The sequence below is a fragment of the Sinorhizobium sp. KGO-5 genome (assembly GCF_036245905.1).
GTDB classification, from domain to species: Bacteria; Pseudomonadota; Alphaproteobacteria; order Rhizobiales; family Rhizobiaceae; genus Sinorhizobium; species Sinorhizobium meliloti_A.
This window is the reverse complement of sequence record NZ_BDIZ01000001.1, coordinates 337,879-358,048: the sequence shown is the minus strand read 5'-3', so window position 1 is coordinate 358,048 and position 20,170 is coordinate 337,879. Positions and strand designations below refer to the sequence as shown.

Sequence of the window (20,170 nt, the reverse complement as noted above, 5' to 3'; positions counted from 1 at the left end):
CGTCAATTGGTCCTGACAGTGACGTCGGCAACGATGCGGCCGGCCCTGATGTCGAAAACGATCGCACGCGGCTCCGCACCGGGCAGACTGCCGTAGAAGACGAGCTGCGAGCCGGAAAGCGCCACATTGCTCACCGAGAAGCCGGCCGGCAGCGCCGCAATGGCGCTTACCGGAGCATCGCCGGGCACGCTCAAGGCCGGCTGCGCCGCCTCGGCCCTTCCGTCCGTGCGGGTCAGCTTGTAGACAATGGCTCCGAGGACGGCCATAAGCATCACCAGCATCACGCCGGCCGAGACGAGTTGCAGGCGCACCATCTTGCGACGGACGTTCTCCATCGCTGGATCAAGCGGCTTGTCTTCCTGTTCTTCAGGCTCGATTGCGGTCATGGTCGGCTTTCTATCGGAATTGGAACGGAATGAACGATCCCTTTAAACAAGCGCCCGGCAATAGGAAAGTCCTGACGGCAGGCGATGACGCGGCCGGGCGCCTCGACGCCTTCCTGACGGAAGCGCTTGCGGGCGAGTTTTCCCGCAATCGCATCAAGGGCCTGATCGAACAAGGAGCCGTCTCGATCAACGGCGCGACCGTCACCGAACCGAAGCGAAAGGTTCACCCCGGCGACTCTTTCCGGATTGCCCTGCCCGAGCCGGAGGATCCCGAACCCAAGGGTGAGGCGATCCCGCTCGACGTGCTTTACGAGGATGCCGACCTGATCGTACTGGTCAAGCCGGCCGGCCTGGTCGTGCATCCCGGGGCCGGCAATTGGACGGGAACTCTCGTCAACGCGCTCATCCACCATTGCGGCGACAGCCTTTCCGGCATCGGCGGCGTCAAGCGCCCCGGTATCGTGCATCGCCTCGACAAGGACACGAGCGGCGTCATGGTGGTCGCGAAGAACGATGCCGCACACCGCCACCTTTCGGATCAGTTCGCCGACCACGGCCGCAGCGGGCCGCTCGAGCGCGCCTATCGCGCCGTAGTCTGGGGCCGGCCGCGCCAATTGAAGGGCAAGATCGACGCGCCGCTGGGGCGGGCCGGCGACCGGACGAAACGGGCCGTCAAACGCGAAGACAGCGACGATGCACGCGAGGCGATCACACATTACGAGGTGGTCGAGCGCTATCACGAGAAACCGGACGGCACCTCTCTCGCCTCCACCGTCGAGTGCCATCTGGAGACCGGGCGTACCCACCAGATCCGCGTGCACATGGCCCATATCGGTCATCCGCTGATCGGCGATCCGGATTACGGCGCGGCCTTCCGCACCAAGGCCAATCTGCTGCCGGAACCGGCGAGAGCCGCCGTCAACCGCTTTCCACGACAGGCCCTGCACGCCTTCATGCTGCAGTTCGAACACCCCGCGACCGGCGAAACCATGCATTTCGAAACGCCCGTGCCGGCGGACATGCAGGAATTGATCGCGGCGCTGCGGGTCGGAGCCCCTTGAATTTGCGTGTGAAGATTCCAATCTTATAGGCGTTTCAACCCGCCGATTTCTTTCTCCAGTTTCACGACAGCGTGAAACTGGATTCCTTGAATCATGCTTTCGCCGCACTTATCTATTAGCCTCGTGGGGTCTTGGATGAAGACCCACAGGCCCGGCCTGCCGTCCCGGAGGCCGGCGACGCACAAAGGGGGTGCTTCATGGCCCGCAATACCTTGCCGACCATTGCTGCTGGAGAGGGCGGTCTCAACCGCTATCTCGACGAAATTCGCAAATTTCCCATGCTCGAGCCGCAGGAAGAGTACATGCTCGCCAAGCGGTACCAGGAGCATGACGACCGCAAGGCCGCGCACAAGCTCGTAACGAGCCATCTTCGCCTCGTTGCCAAGATCGCGATGGGTTATCGCGGCTACGGTCTGCCGATCGGCGAAGTCATTTCCGAAGGCAATGTCGGCCTGATGCAGGCGGTCAAGAAGTTCGAGCCCGATCGCGGCTTCCGCCTCGCGACCTACGCCATGTGGTGGATCAAGGCTGCCATCCAGGAATATATCCTGCGTTCGTGGTCTCTGGTCAAAATGGGCACGACGGCCAACCAGAAGCGCCTGTTCTTCAACCTGAGACGGCTGAAAGGCCGCATTCAGGCTCTCGATGAAGGCGATCTCAAGCCGGAACAGGTGAAGGAGATCGCCACGACCCTGAAGGTCAGTGAGGAAGAGGTCGTCTCGATGAACCGTCGCCTTTCTGGCGACGCTTCGCTCAATGCGCCGATCAAGGCGAGCGAAGGCGATTCCGGCCAGTGGCAGGATTGGCTGGTGGACGATCACGACAATCAGGAACAAATCCTGATCGAACAGGACGAGCTCGAGAGCCGCCGCGCACTGCTGGCCAATGCCATGAAGGTTCTGAACGACCGTGAGCGCCGGATTTTCGAGGCCCGCCGCCTCACCGAGGAGCCGATAACGCTGGAGGATCTCTCGACCGAGTTCGACATCAGCCGCGAGCGCGTGCGGCAGATCGAGGTTCGGGCCTTCGAAAAGGTGCAGGAGGCCGTGCGCAAGGCCGCGCTGGAACGAGCCAGTGCGCTGCGCGTGGTTGAAGGCGCTTAAAGGCCCACGCATTCACCCCCACAACGAAAGTCCCGGCTGGAGATCCAGCCGGGATTTTTCATGTCTTCATGTATTCTGACACTGCGCACTTCCGGATGGGCGGCGGCCGCGAGATGGATAATGGCGTTGAAGCTCTGGTGGGTTTTGTCGGCACGGATGGCGATGCGCTGGAATTCCATGAGTACCGACCGAGCAGCAGCTCAAGTGCTACAGCGACCTTTGCGCGTCTCGTAAGACGCGCGGCGCTGTAGAACACTTTTCGGAGGGCTACAATCTCTCCTCATCCTCATCACAGAGATCCAGCAGCGCCGCGTCTGCGGCGCGCAAGAGCCTTTCCAGCCCAAGGACTTGGTCTGGCTGGATTCCTGTGACAAGCACAGGAATGAGGGACCGGGGATGTGCGGCTACTACATTCTCGCATAGAAGCGAAGCAGGACGCTTTACACGGGCGTGACCCGCGACCTTCCGCGCCGCCTCGCTATCTTCCCGGTTTATGAAGCGCGCCGGGGGACCGCACCCTCTCAACCCTCATCCCTGTGACGAGCACAGGGATGCGGGTATCAAACAAGCGGCGGCGGGTAGCCCGGATCTCAACAGGCCTTAGACTATTGCCCGCTGGAAGCTGTGCTGCCGGGACTTCCCCAAGCCTGCAAGGCCTTGTTGAAGGCGTCCGCTCCGCCCTGCCCTTTCTCCAGGGTAAGGAGAGCGCGGCGGCCATTGCGGTAGGTGATCGGGATATCGATCCAGCTGCGGCTGCGCAGAAGCTCGGTGTTGTTGCTGACCGCTTCGGCAAAATCGTTGAGTGCGATCATGTGGAAGTCGTCGGTGATCTTCGCCGGAACGGCGATCAGCGGATCGCCGCGGTCCTGCTCGGTTCGCTTCATCGAGACGCGCTGGACGCCGTCGATAGCGCCGCCCTCGAAGCTCTCGGGCAGCGAAAACACGAACTCGATCACGTGGCTTGCCGGCAAGGACGGATCGGCATTGCGCTTGATGGTCATCAGAGCCGTGAGGCCACGATCGGGAACCGTGATCTGCGCCTGGATGGCGGGTTCGGGCTTGGCATCGCCGCCTGGCGACTCCTCCTTGATCGACCAGGCAACGGTGCCGGGAATCGCGGTCGGCGAGGATTGGCCGAGCCTCTCTTCATAGAGGAACATCTTCTCGCCATCGGCGACGGAAACCTCGGGCTGCGGTGCTGCCTCGCTGGCGGTCTGGCCGGGCACCGGCGTGGCCGTCTGATCCGCTGCCGCCTGTTGCACGCCGGCATTGGCGTTCGGCGGCTCTACCGCATGCGTCCGTGCAGCGACGGATTTGCCTTCCTGAGAAGCGGCCGTCTCGGTCGCGACGGCAGGTCCCTCGTCCCTTTCCGTTCCATCGGCAAGCAGCCGCTGGGTGAACTTGGTGGAAGCAGCATCGGAAAGCGCCGTATTTTCCTCGGTGCCGGACTGTTCGGCCGGTCGGTTCGCCGGCTCGGCCTCGCCACCGGGTGTCGCCGGTGCCGGCGTCTCGGCGGGATCGCTCGGCATGATCTTCGCGACCATGCCCGTGAGCCAGGCATTGCCCGCCTCTCTATTCTGCCAGTAGGCGTAGCCGCCGGCGCCGAGGAGAAGCACGACCGCCCCGCCGATCGCCAGGCGTTTGATGCTGAACCGGCTGGGCTTGGGCGTGGCGCGATAGGACGCGGGGCGAGCGGGAACCGCAGGCGGCGCGGCAAGGCTGCTGTCTTTGTCCTTGTCGCTCGCCGAACCATTCGCCGTCCGGCCGTCGTCCTCGAAACCGAGCAGATCGTCGACATGATCCCAGGCAGTGCCGGCACGCTCTTCCTGGTTCGCGGCGGCCGGAGCCTTCTCGACGGGCCACGACCATTCGGAAATTTCCGGCTCGTCGGCCGGCCGGTCCTTCTTGCCTTCGGTACCTTGGGCGAAGGGATCGCTGTCGTCGAATGACCAGGAGCGCGCTGCATCCGCCTCGCCGCTATGCTGTTCCGTTTCGGCCTTTTCCGGCTCGACCGGATGTATCCCCAGCCGCTCGGGCTCGGCCGGCGACGTCTCGTCCTGCCTATGGTCTTCCGGCTCGACCGGGACCTCGCTCGGCCGTGGCGAGGGGGTGGTATCCTCCCATTCGGGCAAAGCCCACTCGGATGGTCCCCGCCTGTCCGGCACATCATCGGCCTGGACCTCCACCGGCGTCGCCTCGTCCGGTGCCGGCTCGGCCGGATATGATTCGACCTCAGCCTCATCGCGGCTGACATCCTGCGGATCGGGCTCGGCGGCCGTCACGTCTTGGGCAGGATGTTCCTGCTGCGCATCGGCTTCGGCGGCCGGTTGCTGTTCCTCGGCCGGCTCATCCCGTTGCGGAACGGCGGCGGCAGCGTCGGCCGGCTCCTCTTCGTGAAGCGGTGCCTCGTCGCGCATGTCGACCGTGGGGGCCTCGGCAACCGGTGCGGGCGGCTCCTCATCGGGGGCCGATTGCACAAGATCTTCGGGCTCTTCGGGGGCGGCGTCCGAAGCAGGCTCTTCGACCGGCGTTGGGGCGGTCTGCTCCGTTTCGACGGATGCGGCCGGCAGTGCCTCGGGCTCCGCCTCCTGTGTTACCGGTGTGGCGGCCTCCTCGCCCGGCGGTGCTTCGAGCGTATCCGGCTCGAGAGCTTCGGTCTCCTCGACCGGCGGCAGGGCTTCGGCGTGCTCGCTTTCAACCTCGGAGATTGCCTGTTCCAGCTTGTTGAGCTGGCGGTTGATCATGTCGTCCGACGGCCGGGGGTTCATGCTCTCGAGCTGGCGGCGCACGGCACCGCGCGCCTTCTCGTAGACCCTGCCTCGCATTTCCAGTGTGTTTTCCGACAGGCCGTCGACCGTCCTGCGAATAACTGCAACAAAATCCGCCATCAGTACTTTCTCAATTTCCAGACCCGCGGCAATTGCCGCGTCGCCGCTTTCCTTGCGCCGACACTAGTCCTCAAAAGGGTCCGTCACAAGTATCGTGTCGTCCCGTTCCGGGCTGGTCGAAAGTAGCGCGACCGGCGCGCCGATCAGTTCCTCGACCTGGCGAACATACTTGATCGCCTGCGCCGGAAGATCGGCCCAACTGCGGGCGCCCACCGTCGATTCTTTCCATCCCTCGAGCGTGATATAGACCGGCTTTGCCGAAGCTTGCTGTGCCTGACTTGCGGGAAGATGGTCGATCTGCTGTCCATCCAGAGTATAGCCGACGCAAATCTTCAACTCGTCCAGCCCGTCGAGCACGTCGAGCTTGGTGAGCGCTATGCCCGTGATGCCGTTAGCGGCCACCGACTGGCGCACCAGCGCAGCATCGAACCAGCCGCAACGGCGCTTGCGCCCCGTCACCGTCCCGAATTCATGGCCGCGCTCTCCCAGGAAGCGGCCGATCTCATCGTCGAGTTCGGTGGGGAACGGCCCTTCGCCGACCCGCGTCGTGTAGGCCTTGGTGATGCCGAGGATATAGCCGAGCGCGCCGGGGCCCATGCCCGACCCGGCGGCGGCCTGACCTGCGACCGTATTCGACGAGGTCACGAAGGGATAGGTGCCGTGATCGATATCGAGCAGCGTGCCCTGCGCGCCTTCGAAGAGAATCCGTGCGCCCTTGCGGCGCTGCCGGTCCAGCAGCAGCCAGATCGTGTCCATGAACGGCAGCACGCGCTCGGCAACCGACGACAACTCGTCCATGATCGCCTGATGGCTGATTTCGGCCTCGCCGAGGCCGCGGCGCAACGCGTTGTGATGCGTCAGCAGCCGATCGACCTTTGCCGGCAGCGTGTCGAGGTCGGCGAGATCCATGACGCGGATCGCGCGGCGGCCGACCTTGTCCTCGTAGGCCGGACCGATGCCGCGGCGGGTCGTGCCGATCTTCGTGCCGCTGTTCGAAGCCGCGTCCTCGCGTATGCCGTCGAGCTCGCGGTGCAGCGAGAGAATGAGCGTGGCATTGTCGGCGATGCGCAGGTTCTCGGGCGTGACCTTGACGCCCTGGGCCGCAAGCTTGTCGATCTCGGCGAGCAATGCATGAGGGTCGATCACCACGCCATTGCCGATGACGGCGAGCTTGCCGGGGCGGACGACACCCGAAGGCAGCAGCGACAGCTTGTAGCTGACGCCGTCGATCACCAGCGTGTGGCCGGCATTGTGGCCGCCCTGGAAGCGCACCACGATGTCGGCGCGTTCCGAGAGCCAATCCACGATCTTGCCTTTGCCTTCGTCGCCCCACTGGGATCCGACCACCACGACATTCGTCATAATTCTCTTCCTGTTTACACGCGCATGCGGACGTTGCGCTGTTCTCAAACCCGCGCATCTATACTGTGTTGTCTTTCGGAAAGCGACCCCGTTATGAACGGTGGCCAGCCCTTTTTGAATGACAAACCGCGGATCTAACGCCTATATCTCGAACTCTCGTGCCATTCCGGCAATCCTCCTCCACCCCACACGGACCGTATCATCGTGAACGCCAGGGCCTATTTCTATCTCGGTATTACCGCGCTCTTTTGGGGCGGCAATTCAGTGGCGGGCAAGATGGCCGTCGGGCACGTCAGCCCGATGATGCTGACGACCCTGCGCTGGTTGCTCGCGCTTGCGGTCATCCTGGCCCTGATGACGCCGCAGATCCGCCGTGACTGGCAAAAGATCCGCCAGCACTGGCTGCAGCTGCTTGCCTATGGCGCCGTCGGCTTCACCATGTTCAATGCGTTCCTGTATTCCGCGGTGCAGTACACCAGCGCCATCAATGCCGTCATCCTTCAGGCCGGCATTCCGATGCTGATCTTCATCTTCAATTTCGCGCTTTTCAAGATGAAGGCGTCGCTCGCCCAGGTCATAGGCTTTACCGTGACGTTGATCGGCGTGCTCATTACCGCCGCCCATGGCGATCTCGCCAGCCTCATGCGCCTGAGCTTCAATTTCGGTGACGCGCTGATGATCCTCGCCTGTATCGTCTATGCCGCATATACGGTTGCGCTGCGGTGGAAACCGGCAATGCATTGGCAGAGCTTCATAGCCGCCCCGGCCTTCGGGGCGCTGCTGAGCGCCATACCGCTTCTCTTGTGGGAGATCGGGAAAGGTACGGCAATCATGCCGGATGCGACCGGCTGGGCGATCGTGATCTATGCGGCGATCTTCCCCTCGCTGATGTCGCAGGTTCTCTATGTTCGCGGCGTCGAGATGATCGGCGCCAATCGTGCCGGCCTGTTCATCAACGCCATTCCCGTGTTCGGGACCCTTCTCTCCGTCCTTCTGGTCGGCGAGATATTCCACCCGTTTCATCTCGCGGCTTTGGCGCTCGTCCTCGGCGGCATCGCCATTGCCGAACGCGGCCGGCCGAAGCTGCCGCGGTGACATATATGGTAAAGCCCCTCCCCTGCGGACGCCTGCGGGAAGGGGCAATTTGAAAGCCCGAGTGCGGCTCAGTCGATATTGAACACCAGCGGCTTTGCCTGGCGGATCGCTTCGTTCGCCCGCAGCTTGTCGAGCACGGTCTCCGAAACCGGGCCATCGACGTAAAGCAGCGCGATCGCATCGCCGCCCTGCTTCTCACGGCCGAGCTGGAAATTGGCGATGTTGACGCCCGCGTCGCCGAGGGTAGATCCGATGAAGCCGATCATGCCGGGAACGTCGGTGTTGGTTATGTAGACCATGTGATTGCCGACATCCGCATCGAGATTGATGCCCTTGATCTGGATGAAGCGCGGCTTGCCGTCGGAGAAGACGGTCCCTGCGACGGAGCGGGTCTGGTTCGCCGTCTTGACAGTCAGCTTGATGTAGCCGTCGAAGACACCGGTCTTGTCGCGCTTGACCTCGGAAAGGATCACACCCTTTTCCTTGACCATGACCGGCGCCGAAACCATATTGACGTCGGCCACCTGGGGGCGGATCAGGCCGGCGAGCGCCGCGCTCGTCAGCGCCTTGGTGTTCATCGCCGCGGTCGAGCCGTCGTAGAGAATCTCGATCTCCTTGATCGCGCTTTCGGTGACCTGTCCGACAAAGGCACCGAGAACGTCCGCGAGCCGGATGAAGGGCTTCAGGATCGGCGCCTCTTCCGCCGTGATCGACGGCATGTTGATGGCGTTCGTGACCGCACCCTTGACGAGATATTCCGACATCTGCTCGGCGACCTGCAGAGCGACGTTCTCCTGCGCCTCGGTCGTCGATGCGCCGAGATGCGGCGTGCAGACGACGTTCGGCAGGCCGAAGAGCGGGCTCTCCGTGGCGGGCTCGACCTCGAAGACGTCGAAGCCTGCGCCGGCGACGTGGCCGGACTTGAGGGCCTCGGCAAGCGCCCTTTCATCGACGAGACCGCCGCGGGCGCAGTTGATGATACGCACGCCCGGCTTGGTCTTCGCAATCGCCTCCGCGTTCAGGATGTTGCGGGTCTTGTCCGTCAGCGGCACGTGCAGGCTGATGAAGTCTGCCTGGGCGAGGAGTTCGTCGAGCTCGACCTTGACGACGCCCATTTCCTCTGCCCGCTCTTTCGACAGGAACGGATCATAGGCGATGACGTGCATCTTGAGACCGATCGCGCGGGCGCAGACGATCGAGCCGATATTGCCGGCGCCGATGACCCCGAGCACCTTGCCGGTGATCTCGACGCCCATGAACTTCGACTTCTCCCACTTGCCGGCCTGGGTCGAGCCGTCGGCGGCGGGAAGCTGCCTTGCAACGGCGAACATCAACGCGATCGCATGCTCGGCGGTGGTGATCGAGTTGCCGAAGGGCGTGTTCATGACGATGATGCCGCGGCGCGAAGCGGCGGGAATGTCGACATTGTCGACGCCGATGCCGGCGCGGCCGACGACCTTGAGATTGGTCGCGGCGGCGATCAGCTTTTCGGTCACCTTGGTGGCGGAGCGGATGGCAAGGCCGTCGTAATTGCCGATGATCTCGGCAAGCTTCTCCTTGTCCTTGCCAAGCTTCGGCTGGAAATCCACTTCCACGCCATGGTCGCGGAATATCTGGACAGCGGTTTCCGACAGTTCATCGGATACGAGAACGCGAGGTGCCATGAAGGCCTCCTTGAAAAACAGGTCTGAACCATTGGGGATTAGGCTTCGCCCTCAGGGAGAGCGAAGCGGATCGCATCGGATCAGGCGGCAGCCTGCGAAAGCGTCGCCTTCTGGGTCTCGAAAGCCCAGGCAAGCCACGGCATCAACGCTTCCATGTCGGACGTCTCGATCGTCGCGCCCGCCCATATGCGAAGCCCGGACGGCGCATCGCGATAATGGCCGATGTCGAATGCGACGCCTTCCTTCTCGAGGAGGGCCACGACCCCCTTGGCGAAGGCGGCCTGTGCGTCCGCGTCGAGCGCCGACACATCATTGTCGGCGATCTTCAGGCAGACCGACGTATTGGAGCGGGTTTCGGGCTTCACCGCGAGGTTGGCGATCCAGTCATTGGCCGCAACGAAACGGTGAATGACCTCGGCATTGGCATCGGCGCGGGCCATCAGACCCTCAAGGCCACCGACCGACTTCGCCCAGAGAAGCGCGTCGATATAGTCCTCGACGCAGAGCATGGACGGCGTATTGATCGTCTCGCCGGTGAAGATACCCTCGATCAGCTTGCCGCCCTTGGTCATGCGGAAGATCTTCGGCAGCGGCCAGGCGGGGACATAGGTCTCCAGCCGTTCGACTGCGCGGGGGCTGAGGATCAGCACGCCATGAGCGCCCTCTCCGCCAAGCACCTTCTGCCAGGAGAAGGTCACGACGTCGAGCTTGGCGAAATCGAGCGCCTGCGCGAAGGCGGCGGAGGTCGCATCGCAGATGGTCAGGCCCTTGCGATCCGCGGGAATGAAATCGGCATTCGGGACCCGCACGCCGGAGGTCGTGCCGTTCCAGGTGAAGACCACGTCGCGATCGAAATCGACCTTGGACAGGTCCGGGAGCGCGCCGTAATCGGCCTCCAGGCGGCGGACATCGGAAAGCTTCAACTGCTTGACGACGTCGGTCACCCAGCCGGCACCAAAGCTCTCCCACGCCAGCATGTCGACGCCGCGGGCGCCGAGCAGCGACCAAAGCGCCATCTCAACGGCACCGGTGTCCGAAGCGGGCACGATACCGATACGGTAATCGGCCGGAACTTCGAGAATTTCGCGGGTGAGGTCTATCGCTTGCTTGAGCTTTGTCTTTCCGATCTTTGCTCGGTGCGAGCGACCGAGCGGGGCATCGGAGAGAGCTTCGAGCGTCCAACCGGGACGCTTGGCGCAAGGACCAGAAGAAAAATGAGTATTGGCCGGGCGCATGGCCGGCTTGGCAGGCTTCGTCATATGCTATCCTCTCAGATAGAAGCCCCTCGTTGGGGAGGGGTGTCCCGCCGCCGGGAATATTGCGGCTCGGAGAGGAAGTCAAGCGGTCGCGTCGCGTTTGAAGAAACTTTTGCCGTTTCGAGCAAACCGGCACTGCATCACCAAAGCGCGAAACGCAGCCCGACGCGGAACTCATGACGCGACAGTCCGTCGTCATAGCCCTCCGCGCCCCCGGAGCCAAACATGTCGCCATCCGCAATCTGCGAATAGCGATAGCCGGCATCGAACTTCAGCCGATCCGTGACGTCGTAGGAGGCGCCCGCCATGAAGGCATAGGTAAAGCGCCAGCTGTCCCGCCCGCCGTAGGAAGCACCGCCCGCCGCCCCGGAGCAGGCCCCGCCTGCCCCAACGCAGGTCGAGGTCTCATGGGTCGTTTTCCAGTCGATCCGGGTCGCTCCGATGCCGGCACCGAGATACGGCGTGAAACCGGCAAGCGTCGCCAGATCGACATAACCGTTTGCCATCAGGCCGAGCGCGGAAAAATTGGCGCTATGGGAAAGAGCGCACCTCGTCCCCGCGCCCTCGCCCGCGCACGGACTGGCGGACAGCGACGTCCCGTCGAAGCGGCCCTCGAAATATTCGGCCGTTAGATCGGCACGAATGACGTCGGTGAATTGATAGCCGAGGCCGATGGTGGCGGAGGCCGGCTTGTCGAAGCGCGCGTCGTCGAAGGAAACGGCTCCCGTGCCGCCAGAGGAGCGGTAGAAGGGATCGCCCTCGTCCAGCCAGGCTGCGTAGCCGATGTCGCCACGCAGATAAAGGCCGCCGCCGGTCGTTTCCGGCGAAATCGTGATCTCGGGCGCGTCGAGCAGTTCTTCGTCGGCGGCCTGTGCAGAGAACGGCGCCAACAGGCCGGCGCAGAATGCCATGCTGCAAAATCCCCGTCGCCAATCCATGCCATGCCCTTTCGCTCGGCCAGGTGCTGCGGGCTTGCGCATATATGGGGAGACGCAAAGCGCTGCAGCGTGAAGCTGGCCATTCGCGTTAACTATTGCAGGCACGGGTTAACTACGGGTTAACCATGTCTCTTAGGAACATGGAAAGCGGTCAATGGACAAAAACATGCAGCAGCTCAAAGGGCTACAGCGCCATTCGCGCGTCTCATAAGACGCGCGGCGCTGTAGGGAACTTTTCGCAGGACTGCAATCTGGCCTCTGCCTCGTCCCTGTGCTTGTCACAGGGATGAGGCGATCAAACAAGCGGCGGCGGTGGCCCGAATCTCAACAGGCCTTAGCCCGGATCACTTATATACGATCGGCTCGGCCGGCGGCACATAGGCCGCTTCGCAATTGTTGCCGAAGGAATAGCGCAGGCCGGCGCGCGCCTCGTGCACATAGATGTCCTTGTCGTAGGCCGGGCCGCTGTTGAGATTGTAGCCGAACATGTTGCCGCCGTTGATATGACGGAAGCGATAGCCGACATCGGCCTTGAGATTGCAGGTGAGATCCACGGCGGTACCGGCCATCAGCGCATAGGTGAAGCGCCAATCGCTTTCGCCCTTGTGCTCGATCGTCGGGTCGCAGTTGCCGGGATCCGTAACGTCGCAACTCGTGTTGCGCAGGGTTCCCCACTTTACCCGGGTGCCACCGATACCGGCACCGACATAGGGCGTGAAGGCACCGTAGGTCCCGAGGTCCACATAGGCATTGGCCAGCAGGCTCCAGGCGGACATCGATGCGACATCGTTCGAGACGCAGTTGACGGCAACCCCGCAACCGCCGCTGGTAGAGCCGTTAAAGTCGGACTCGCCGAGATAGTCGAGCGTGACGTCGGCACGCAGATAGCTGTTGATCTGGTATCCGACACCGCCGCCAAGGACGTAGGAATCATCCACATCGGCGCGGTCGAAATCGACCAGATTGCTGTTCGAGCCCTGGAAATAGTGGGCACCGCGCAAATCGTTCCACGCGTAACCGACGTCGCCGCGCAAATACCAGCCGCTGGCTTCGACCACCTCCACCGGCTGCTCGACGAACGGTGCTTCTACGGGCGGCTGATAGACGTCCGCTGCATAAACCGGCGTGCCGCTCAGCAGAGCCGCAGCAACGCCCCTAAAAATCTTCTTCATGCCCCAACCCCAATACATTAGTGTATTCTTGAACGGCTGACGGATCATAGTCGCAGCCGTTTTGTATGCTTCGACGCATGATGAAGGGGAAAGGTTAATCCCTGATTAACTACAAAAATTTACCTTGAATATTAACTTTTGGAAGTATTCGGTCGGTATATTTACGTACAGCGATTGCCCCACATCCGCCTGCGGATGAGGGGCAGCGGCTATTTCTAATCAGGCAGCGTTGCGCACGCCGCCGATCACGTTGACGAGTTCGTCGACGATGCGCTCGACCTGACCGCGGTCGTCGCCCTCCGCCATGACGCGGATCAGCGGTTCGGTGCCGGAGGGCCGGATGAGCAGCCGCCCGTTCTTGGCGAGCTGCGCCTCCGCATCGGCGATCGCCTGCTGCACGCCGGCATCCTCCAGGGGCTTGCCGGCCGCAACGCGAACGTTCTTCAGGACCTGCGGCACGGGCTCGAAACGACGGCAGATTTCGCTCACAGTCTTGCCCTGGCGCTTTACGACCGCGAGGATCTGCAGCGCCGCGACGAGGCCGTCGCCGGTGGTGCCGAAATCGGAAAGTACGATGTGGCCCGATTGTTCGCCACCGACGTTCAGGCCGTCCTGACGCATCTGCTCGACGACGTAGCGATCGCCCACCTTGGTGCGGTGGAGCTTGAGCCGGCGCGCCTGAAGGTAGCGTTCGAGGCCGAGATTCGACATGACGGTCGCGGCAATGCCGCCGCCCTTGAGCATGCCATCTGCCGCCCAGCTGTCGGCGATGACCGCCATGAGTTGGTCGCCGTCGATGACCGCCCCCTCCTCGTCGACGATCAGAACACGGTCGGCGTCTCCGTCGAGCGCGATGCCGATATCCGCCCTCACCTCGTGCACCTTCTTCTGAAGCGCCGCCGGATGCGTCGATCCGCACTCAAGGTTGATGTTGACGCCGTTCGGTTCGGTTCCGATCGTAACGACTTCGGCGCCCAGTTCCCAAAGGGCGGAGGGCGCGACCTTGTAGGCGGCACCGTTTGCGCAATCGATGGCGATCCGAAGACCTTTCAGCGTGACGTCGCGCGGCAGCGTCCGCTTGGCTTGCTCGATATACCGGTAGATGTCACCGTCGACGCGCTTGGCCCGGCCGATATCCTCCGGCTTGGCCAGCTGCCCGGACATATCCTGCTCCAACAGTTCTTCGATCTTTTGTTCGATGTCATCCGAGAGCTTGTAGCCATCGGGCCCGAAGAGCTTGATGCCGTTGTCGCGGAACGCATTGTGCGAGGCGGAGATCATCACGCCGATATCGGCCCTCAGCGACCGTGTCAGCATGGCAACGCCGGGCGTCGGGATCGGGCCGAGCAGAAAGACGTCGAGCCCCGCTGCCGTGAAGCCCGCGACCATCGCGTTCTCGAGCATGTAGCCGGACAGGCGCGTGTCCTTGCCGATCACCACCCGGTGGCGGTGAGCGCCGTTTCTGAAAATCGTTCCTACTGCAATGCCGACCCGCATGGCGAGGTCCGGCGTCATCGGAAATATATTGGACTGGCCGCGAATGCCGTCGGTGCCGAAATATCTGCGCTTCATAAAAACTCCATTGTCCTGCTTCGGCGTCGCCTCTTGTGCCGGCCGCGTGCGCCTGCGTGTTCCGCTCTTGGTTTTCATAGTTCCGCGACCCGCCCGCAAATCTGCGCCATATTTGCCATAAAACCGCAATATACGGCACCGATCATAACATCAGAAATCATTACAGCGCGTTACAACCGGATCTTTCCCTGAGCAACGCTTGGGCGCACCACTGTTGCACTGAAACGCGAGCATCCAAAAATGCCGCCGCTCCTTCCGGAGCGGCGGCATTGGATTTGCGCATGTGTGGGAACCTATTGCGGCTGCGGTTCGAACCCACCTTCGGGCTCCTCGCCCTTGGTGCCGGCTTCCTTCTTCGTGCCGGCTGAAGGCACTGCAGAGCCGCGATGCGGTGGTGTGTCGTCCCCGAGATCGCGCGCCGGCTTCTCGCCGCGGATCAGAGCCTTGATCTCGTCGCCGGTCAGCGTCTCGTATTCGAGCAATCCTTCCGCGAGAGCCACGAATTCATGGTTCTTTTCGATGAGGATGCGGCGCGCCGTCTCATAGGCCTCGTCGATCAGCCGGCGGATTTCGTTGTCGATTTTCTGGGCGGTCGATTCCGAAACGTTCTTCTGCTGCGCGACGGAATGGCCGAGGAAAACCTCCTGCTGATTCTCGCCATAGGCGACCTGACCGAGCTGGTCGGAGAAGCCCCACTGCGTCACCATCGCCCGGGCAAGCTTCGTCGCCTGCTCGATATCGGAGGATGCGCCGGAGGTGATGTTCTCCTTGCCGAAGGTCAGTTCCTCGGCAACGCGTCCGCCCATCATGATCGCGAGGCGCGAGATCATCCACTTGTAGCTCATCGAGTAGCGGTCGCCCTCGGGAAGCTGCATCACCATGCCGAGCGCACGGCCGCGGGGAATGATCGTCGCCTTGTGCAACGGATCGGCCGAGGGCACGTTGAGCGCGAGGATCGCATGGCCCGCCTCGTGATAGGCGGTCAGCTTCTTCTCGGCTTCGGTCATGGCCGAAGAGCGGCGCTCGGCGCCCATCATGATCTTGTCCTTGGCGTCCTCGAACTCCTGCATGGTAACGAGGCGCTTGTTGCGCCGCGCCGCCATCAGCGCAGCCTCGTTGACGAGATTCATGAGATCGGCGCCCGAGAAGCCCGGCGTGCCGCGCGCCAGCACCTTGAGGTCCACGTTCGGTGCGAGCGGCACGTTGCGGACATGCACTTTCAGGATCCGCTCGCGGCCGTTGATGTCCGGGTTCGGTACGACGACCTGGCGGTCGAAGCGGCCCGGACGCAGAAGCGCCGGGTCGAGCACGTCCGGCCGGTTCGTGGCTGCGATGAGGATGATGCCCTCGTTCGCCTCGAAGCCGTCCATCTCTACCAGCAGTTGGTTCAGCGTCTGCTCGCGCTCGTCGTTGCCGCCGCCGAGACCGGCGCCGCGATGGCGGCCGACCGCATCGATTTCGTCGATGAAGATGATGCAGGGGGCGTTCTTCTTCGCCTGCTCGAACATGTCGCGGACGCGCGATGCGCCGACACCCACGAACATTTCGACGAAGTCCGAACCCGAAATCGTGAAGAAGGGGACGTTCGCCTCGCCGGCGACCGAGCGGGCAAGCAGCGTCTTACCGGTGCCGGGTGGTCCGACCAGCAGCACGCCGCGCGGGATGCGGCCACCGAGGCGCTGGAACTTCTGCGGGTCGCGCAGGAATTCGACTATTTCCTCGAGATCCTGCTTGGCCTCGTCGACACCAGCGACGTCGTCGAAGGTCACGCGGCCATGCGCTTCCGTCAAAAGCTTTGCCTTGGACTTTCCGAAACCCATCGCGCCGCGCGAGCCACCTTGCATCTGCCGCATGAAGAACAGCCAGACGCCGAGGATCAGGAGCATCGGCAACAGCGTTCCGATATAGCTGAGGAAGCCCGACGAGCCGTCCGTCTCCGGCCGAACCGTGACCGTGACGTCCTTGGCTTCCAGCCGCTCCGTCAGCGCCGTGTCGACGGCGGGCGCATAGGTCTGGAAAGTCGCCCCGCTTTCGGTGTAGCTGCCGATCACCTTCGAACCGGTGATCACCACGTCCTTCACGCGGCTCGCGTCTACGTCCTTGAGGAACTGCGAGAATGGAATTTCACGCGAGCCTGCTCGTTCGGTCGGCTGCTGGAACATGCTGAATAGCGCTATCAGGAGAAGCGCTATGATTGCCCAAAGGGCAAAATTTCGAAAATTAGGGTTCATCGAACTCCCCGGAACCTGTCGCAGCCCGCGCATTCGCCGGACTGTATTGTTGGTCCTAACATAGGTGTCCGGGGTGACCTTGCCAAGGAAAACCGCCGGTTACGTTTCCATTTCTATCAAAACATCGTGCACCGGCGGCGCGGGGTATCGATCACGCCCAAACGACACGGCGACCGCATCCGCCATGATCCTGTCGAAACCCGGCAAAAAGGTGTCGTAAAGCGGGATGTGGTACTCGACTTTCGCCGGAGCCTCGCCGAAGGCGAGCCCCGCGCCGTCCGCCGACGCGATTTCTGGTGCCACCGTGGATCCGCGCTTGGCAATCCCCGTCGGCAGCCCTGCGTCAATAAGCCTCTGAGTCCACAGCCTCCCCGAAGCGTCCGCGGCGACCGTAACCGCTGACCCGCCGCTCTTTACCGTGAACCGCCCATCCCAAATGCCCTGCCCGCCCGGTCCGACGGCGAGCCCCGGCAGATTGCGTGCCTCTCGATAGAGATAGAGACCGCATGCCCGCCGGTCGAAGACGACCCGTCCCGCCGTCATGCGGCCAGGCTCACCCGATCGCAGGAACTGCGAAAGCCGCTGCACCGTGGCGCGAGCGGGCATGTGGTCGCGCCCGCCGAGAACCGACGCGACCGTCAGGAGCGCACGGCGCCAGTCCGCATCGTCGATCTCCCCGGCATGCCGTGCCGAAATCTCCGCGACGAGCGCCTCGTGAACGCGGATGCGCTTCTCGATCAGGGCGGCGGCTCTGGCGGAAGAGGCGGCGCGCTGGCGCCCGTTGCACAAGGGCGTCGGCATCCCCTGGGATGTCGCTATCCGGGCACGCACCCGGACCCGCTCGAAGGCGGGGTTGGCATTGCTCGGATCGTCGATCCAGGAGACGCCGCATGCCTGGAGAAAGCTGCGGATGTCGGCGCGCGCCAAGCCGAGAAACGGCCGCAACACCCAGATCCGCCGTCCGTACAACATGGCCGCGGCCATGCCGGCGGCGCCATGCCCTTCGCCCTGCCCCCCGTCTCCAGCACCATCGCTTCTGCCGCGGGCAACGCGCATGGCGACGGTCTCCTGCTGGTCGTCGCGCGTATGACCGGTCGCGATGCAATCGGCGCCAAGCGCCCCCGCGGCCTCGGCCAGCAATTCGTAGCGTTTGTTTCGAGCCGCCGCCTGAATGCCGGTCGACGGCTTCGCGCCCTCCCAGCGGTACACGCGGTGGGCAATACCGAGCGCGGCACAAAAAGCCGCCACATCTTCTGCTTCGCGAGCCGACTGCGGCCTCAGCGCATGGTCGACAGTGCAGGCGGCAAGGGAAAATCCACGGCGCTCATCTGCGGCGATCGCCGCATGCAGGGCTACAAGCAACCCCATCGAGTCGCTGCCACCGGAGACGGCAACCAGAATCCTGCAGGGCCTGATAAAGGATCGGAGAAAATTTCGGGCCGTATCGAGGACGGCATGGGGCATCTTGGCCCGCCTCAGCAGCCGAAACGGCTCTGCTCGCTCGCCACCTTCGCCTTCACGGCGGGTGATGCTTTCGGATAGCGCTTGTTGACCTCGCGCAGCGTGGCGCAGGCGGTCTCCTTGTTGTCGAGTGCGCCGAGGGACATGCCGAGCTTCAAGAGCATTTCCGGAGCCTTCGGTGACTTGCCGTGGCTCTGATGCGCGTTGAGGAAGGTCTTGGCCGCCTCGCTGTACTTGCCTTGCGAATACTGTGCCTCGCCCATCCAGAAGCTCGCATCCGCCGCCTTGTCGCCGCTTGGAAAGGCATCGAGATAATCGCGGAATTCCTGCTCCGCGATGCTGTAATCACCGGAAAGCACGTGGCTGTAGCCTGCTTGGTAGAGATCGCCCGGATCGCTGAGAGACGCGGTCGCCTGTCCGCTGTCCGACACGCTTCCCGGATTGTCGTTGAGGCCGCCGCCCTGGGTCGCAAGTCCTGTGTCGACGCCGGGCAGAGTCGCGTTGGCCCCGGGCTCAACGCCCGCCGTTGCAGAGACGGGATTGCCGTTCTCGTCGAAGATGATCTGACCCAGCGTCGTCGGCGCAGGCGCTGCGCCTGGCCCGCTGGGATCGACACCCGCCCTATCGGCGCCGCCGGCAGCCGGAGCGCCCGAGGGCCGGCTATCCGTCACCCCGGGGGTGACGGACGCCTGATCATTCGATTTCGGCGTTTCAAGCGCGCCGCTCTTCTTGGAGGAGGACCTGCCGTTTTCCAGGTCCTGGAAGCGGAACTCGTTGTCCTCCTGGAACTTCCGGATCTGCTCCTGCATCTGCAGGAGCTGGAAGCTCATTTCCTCGATACGCCCGTTGAGAGAGCGGATCTGTTCCTCGAGTTGACCGACCCGTGCGATATCGGATGACTGCACCTTCATTACCGGAAGGTTGCCCTTGCTGCCGGCATCGGTCTGCGTCGTACGGGCAAAGAGCCCGGAAAGCGGCATGGCATCTGCTGTAGAGCCGAGACCCGCAAGGGTCACGAGGCCAAGCAGTCCTGCCACGACAAATTTCTTCATTTCATTTGTCCTGTTCGTAACCGATTCTCCCGCCCCTGAATCGCCTTGCGCAGTACATTCGTCGAATCCGAGGTGGGGTGCCGCACAGTTTTCCAACTCCCGTGAAAAAGCAACGGAGTTCGGCCAAAGTGTGGTAAAAAAGAAAGGGCGGCCCGCAGGCCGCCCCTCGAATCCCCCCGATGCCGAATAATCAGCTGCCGGCGCCGCCGAGAACGGTAACGGCACGGCGGTTCTGCGACCAGCAGGAGATGTCGTCGCAAACGGCGACCGGCTTTTCCTTGCCGTAGGAGATCGTGCGCATGCGGTTTCCAGGGACGCCGCGGCTGACGAGATAGTCGCGGGTCGCGGCAGCGCGGCGGGCGCCGAGCGCGAGGTTGTATTCGCGGGTGCCGCGCTCGTCGGCATGGCCTTCGATGGTGATTGCGTAGTTCGGATATTTTGCCAGCCACTGCGCCTGGCGGTCGAGCGTCGCCTGTGCGTCGGCTCGGATCGATGTCGAGTCGGTATCGAAGAAGATGCGGTCGCCGACGTTCACGGTGAAGTCCTGCTGTGAGCCCGGGGTCGCCGCGCCTGCGCCGAGTCCGAGGCCGGCAGCATCGTTCGGCAGGTTCTTCTTGGAAGCGCAGCCAGCAAGGGCAAGCGTCATGACGAGCGCGATCATGACCGGATTGCGGGCGATGGTCTGCATGCGGCTTGCTGCCGGGGTGTCAATTCGGCTCATGGGCCGGGTCTCCTTGAGAAGTGTCAAATTCACGGTTGCCAGACTGTAACCGGAAGCGGTTAATTGCTTTTCAACGGATATGGTTAACAAATCGACAATGTGCGTCGGGGCGCCTGCTACACCAGCACTTTGCGGCGAGAAAGCGGCACATTCGCCTCATTCCCTGCCATAACTGTGGACGCGCGATCACGAAGAATTTCGGGCCGTA

The 20,170-nt window shown here is 63.1% G+C and carries 16 protein-coding genes; 3 read left to right on the top strand and 13 right to left on the bottom strand.

Annotated features, from left to right (window positions below; all coding sequences use genetic code 11):
* Window positions 1-2: 2 nt before the first annotated feature.
* The gene (locus BHD07_RS01580) at window positions 3-386 is read right to left on the bottom strand and encodes a hypothetical protein (protein WP_018096861.1); all 384 of its coding nucleotides are present in this window, start codon (window positions 384-386) and stop codon (window positions 3-5) included.
* Window positions 387-415: 29 nt separating this feature from the next.
* Here BHD07_RS01580 and BHD07_RS01575 point away from each other — a divergent pair, with 29 nt between their 5' ends.
* Window positions 416-1,447 carry an RluA family pseudouridine synthase gene (locus BHD07_RS01575; protein ID WP_018096860.1) on the top strand — a complete coding sequence of 344 codons (1,032 nt, stop codon included), beginning with the start codon at window positions 416-418 and terminating at the stop codon, window positions 1,445-1,447.
* A gap of 197 nt (window positions 1,448-1,644) precedes the next feature.
* Entirely contained in the window at window positions 1,645-2,550 is a 906-nt protein-coding gene (gene rpoH, locus BHD07_RS01570) for an RNA polymerase sigma factor RpoH (protein WP_003527567.1), read from the top strand.
* Here rpoH and BHD07_RS01565 read toward each other — a convergent pair.
* The 3 genes from BHD07_RS01565 to BHD07_RS01555 form a co-directional block, all read right to left on the bottom strand.
* Window positions 2,547-2,729 (bottom strand): hypothetical protein, encoded by a 183-nt coding sequence (locus tag BHD07_RS01565; RefSeq protein ID WP_338277268.1) that lies wholly within the window; start codon window positions 2,727-2,729, stop codon window positions 2,547-2,549. The genes rpoH and BHD07_RS01565 overlap by 4 nt on opposite strands.
* A 426-nt stretch (window positions 2,730-3,155) precedes the next feature.
* The gene (locus BHD07_RS01560) at window positions 3,156-5,438 is read right to left on the bottom strand and encodes a hypothetical protein (RefSeq protein ID WP_338277266.1); all 2,283 of its coding nucleotides are present in this window, start codon (window positions 5,436-5,438) and stop codon (window positions 3,156-3,158) included.
* Between the two features lie 63 nt (window positions 5,439-5,501).
* Window positions 5,502-6,800, bottom strand: coding sequence for an adenylosuccinate synthase (locus tag BHD07_RS01555; protein WP_018096856.1), 1,299 nt, complete (start codon window positions 6,798-6,800; stop codon window positions 5,502-5,504).
* A 204-nt stretch (window positions 6,801-7,004) separates the two neighbouring features.
* Between BHD07_RS01555 and BHD07_RS01550 the strand changes: the two genes are divergently transcribed.
* A complete protein-coding gene (locus BHD07_RS01550; RefSeq protein WP_100672991.1) occupies window positions 7,005-7,895 on the top strand; it encodes a DMT family transporter in 891 nt (296 codons plus the stop codon).
* Window positions 7,896-7,963: 68 nt separating this feature from the next.
* On the opposite strand, the gene serA is transcribed toward BHD07_RS01550, so the two are convergent.
* From serA to pal, 9 genes are all read right to left on the bottom strand, one after another.
* Window positions 7,964-9,559, bottom strand: coding sequence for a phosphoglycerate dehydrogenase (gene serA / locus BHD07_RS01545; protein ID WP_100672990.1), 1,596 nt, complete (start codon window positions 9,557-9,559; stop codon window positions 7,964-7,966).
* Between the two features lie 80 nt (window positions 9,560-9,639).
* Window positions 9,640-10,818 carry a phosphoserine transaminase gene (locus BHD07_RS01540; RefSeq protein WP_018096853.1) on the bottom strand — a complete coding sequence of 393 codons (1,179 nt, stop codon included), beginning with the start codon at window positions 10,816-10,818 and terminating at the stop codon, window positions 9,640-9,642.
* Window positions 10,819-10,955: 137 nt separating this feature from the next.
* Window positions 10,956-11,726, bottom strand: a complete 771-nt coding sequence (locus BHD07_RS01535) for an outer membrane protein (RefSeq protein ID WP_198516773.1) — start codon at window positions 11,724-11,726, stop codon at window positions 10,956-10,958.
* Between the two features lie 371 nt (window positions 11,727-12,097).
* On the bottom strand, window positions 12,098-12,973 hold the full coding sequence (locus BHD07_RS01530) for an outer membrane protein (RefSeq protein ID WP_198516772.1): 876 nt from the start codon (window positions 12,971-12,973) through the stop codon (window positions 12,098-12,100).
* 171 nt (window positions 12,974-13,144) lie between these two features.
* Window positions 13,145-14,497 carry a phosphoglucosamine mutase gene (glmM, locus tag BHD07_RS01525; protein WP_100673061.1) on the bottom strand — a complete coding sequence of 451 codons (1,353 nt, stop codon included), beginning with the start codon at window positions 14,495-14,497 and terminating at the stop codon, window positions 13,145-13,147.
* A 293-nt stretch (window positions 14,498-14,790) separates the two neighbouring features.
* The gene (gene ftsH / locus BHD07_RS01520; RefSeq protein ID WP_100672988.1) at window positions 14,791-16,728 is read right to left on the bottom strand and encodes an ATP-dependent zinc metalloprotease FtsH; all 1,938 of its coding nucleotides are present in this window, start codon (window positions 16,726-16,728) and stop codon (window positions 14,791-14,793) included.
* A gap of 99 nt (window positions 16,729-16,827) precedes the next feature.
* Window positions 16,828-18,192, bottom strand: a complete 1,365-nt coding sequence (tilS, locus tag BHD07_RS01515) for a tRNA lysidine(34) synthetase TilS (protein ID WP_100672987.1) — start codon at window positions 18,190-18,192, stop codon at window positions 16,828-16,830.
* 11 nt (window positions 18,193-18,203) lie between these two features.
* Window positions 18,204-19,241 carry a tol-pal system protein YbgF gene (gene ybgF / locus BHD07_RS01510; protein ID WP_100672986.1) on the bottom strand — a complete coding sequence of 346 codons (1,038 nt, stop codon included), beginning with the start codon at window positions 19,239-19,241 and terminating at the stop codon, window positions 18,204-18,206.
* Between the two features lie 190 nt (window positions 19,242-19,431).
* The gene (pal, locus tag BHD07_RS01505) at window positions 19,432-19,962 is read right to left on the bottom strand and encodes a peptidoglycan-associated lipoprotein Pal (RefSeq protein WP_018096846.1); all 531 of its coding nucleotides are present in this window, start codon (window positions 19,960-19,962) and stop codon (window positions 19,432-19,434) included.
* Between the last annotated feature and the right edge of the window lie 208 nt (window positions 19,963-20,170).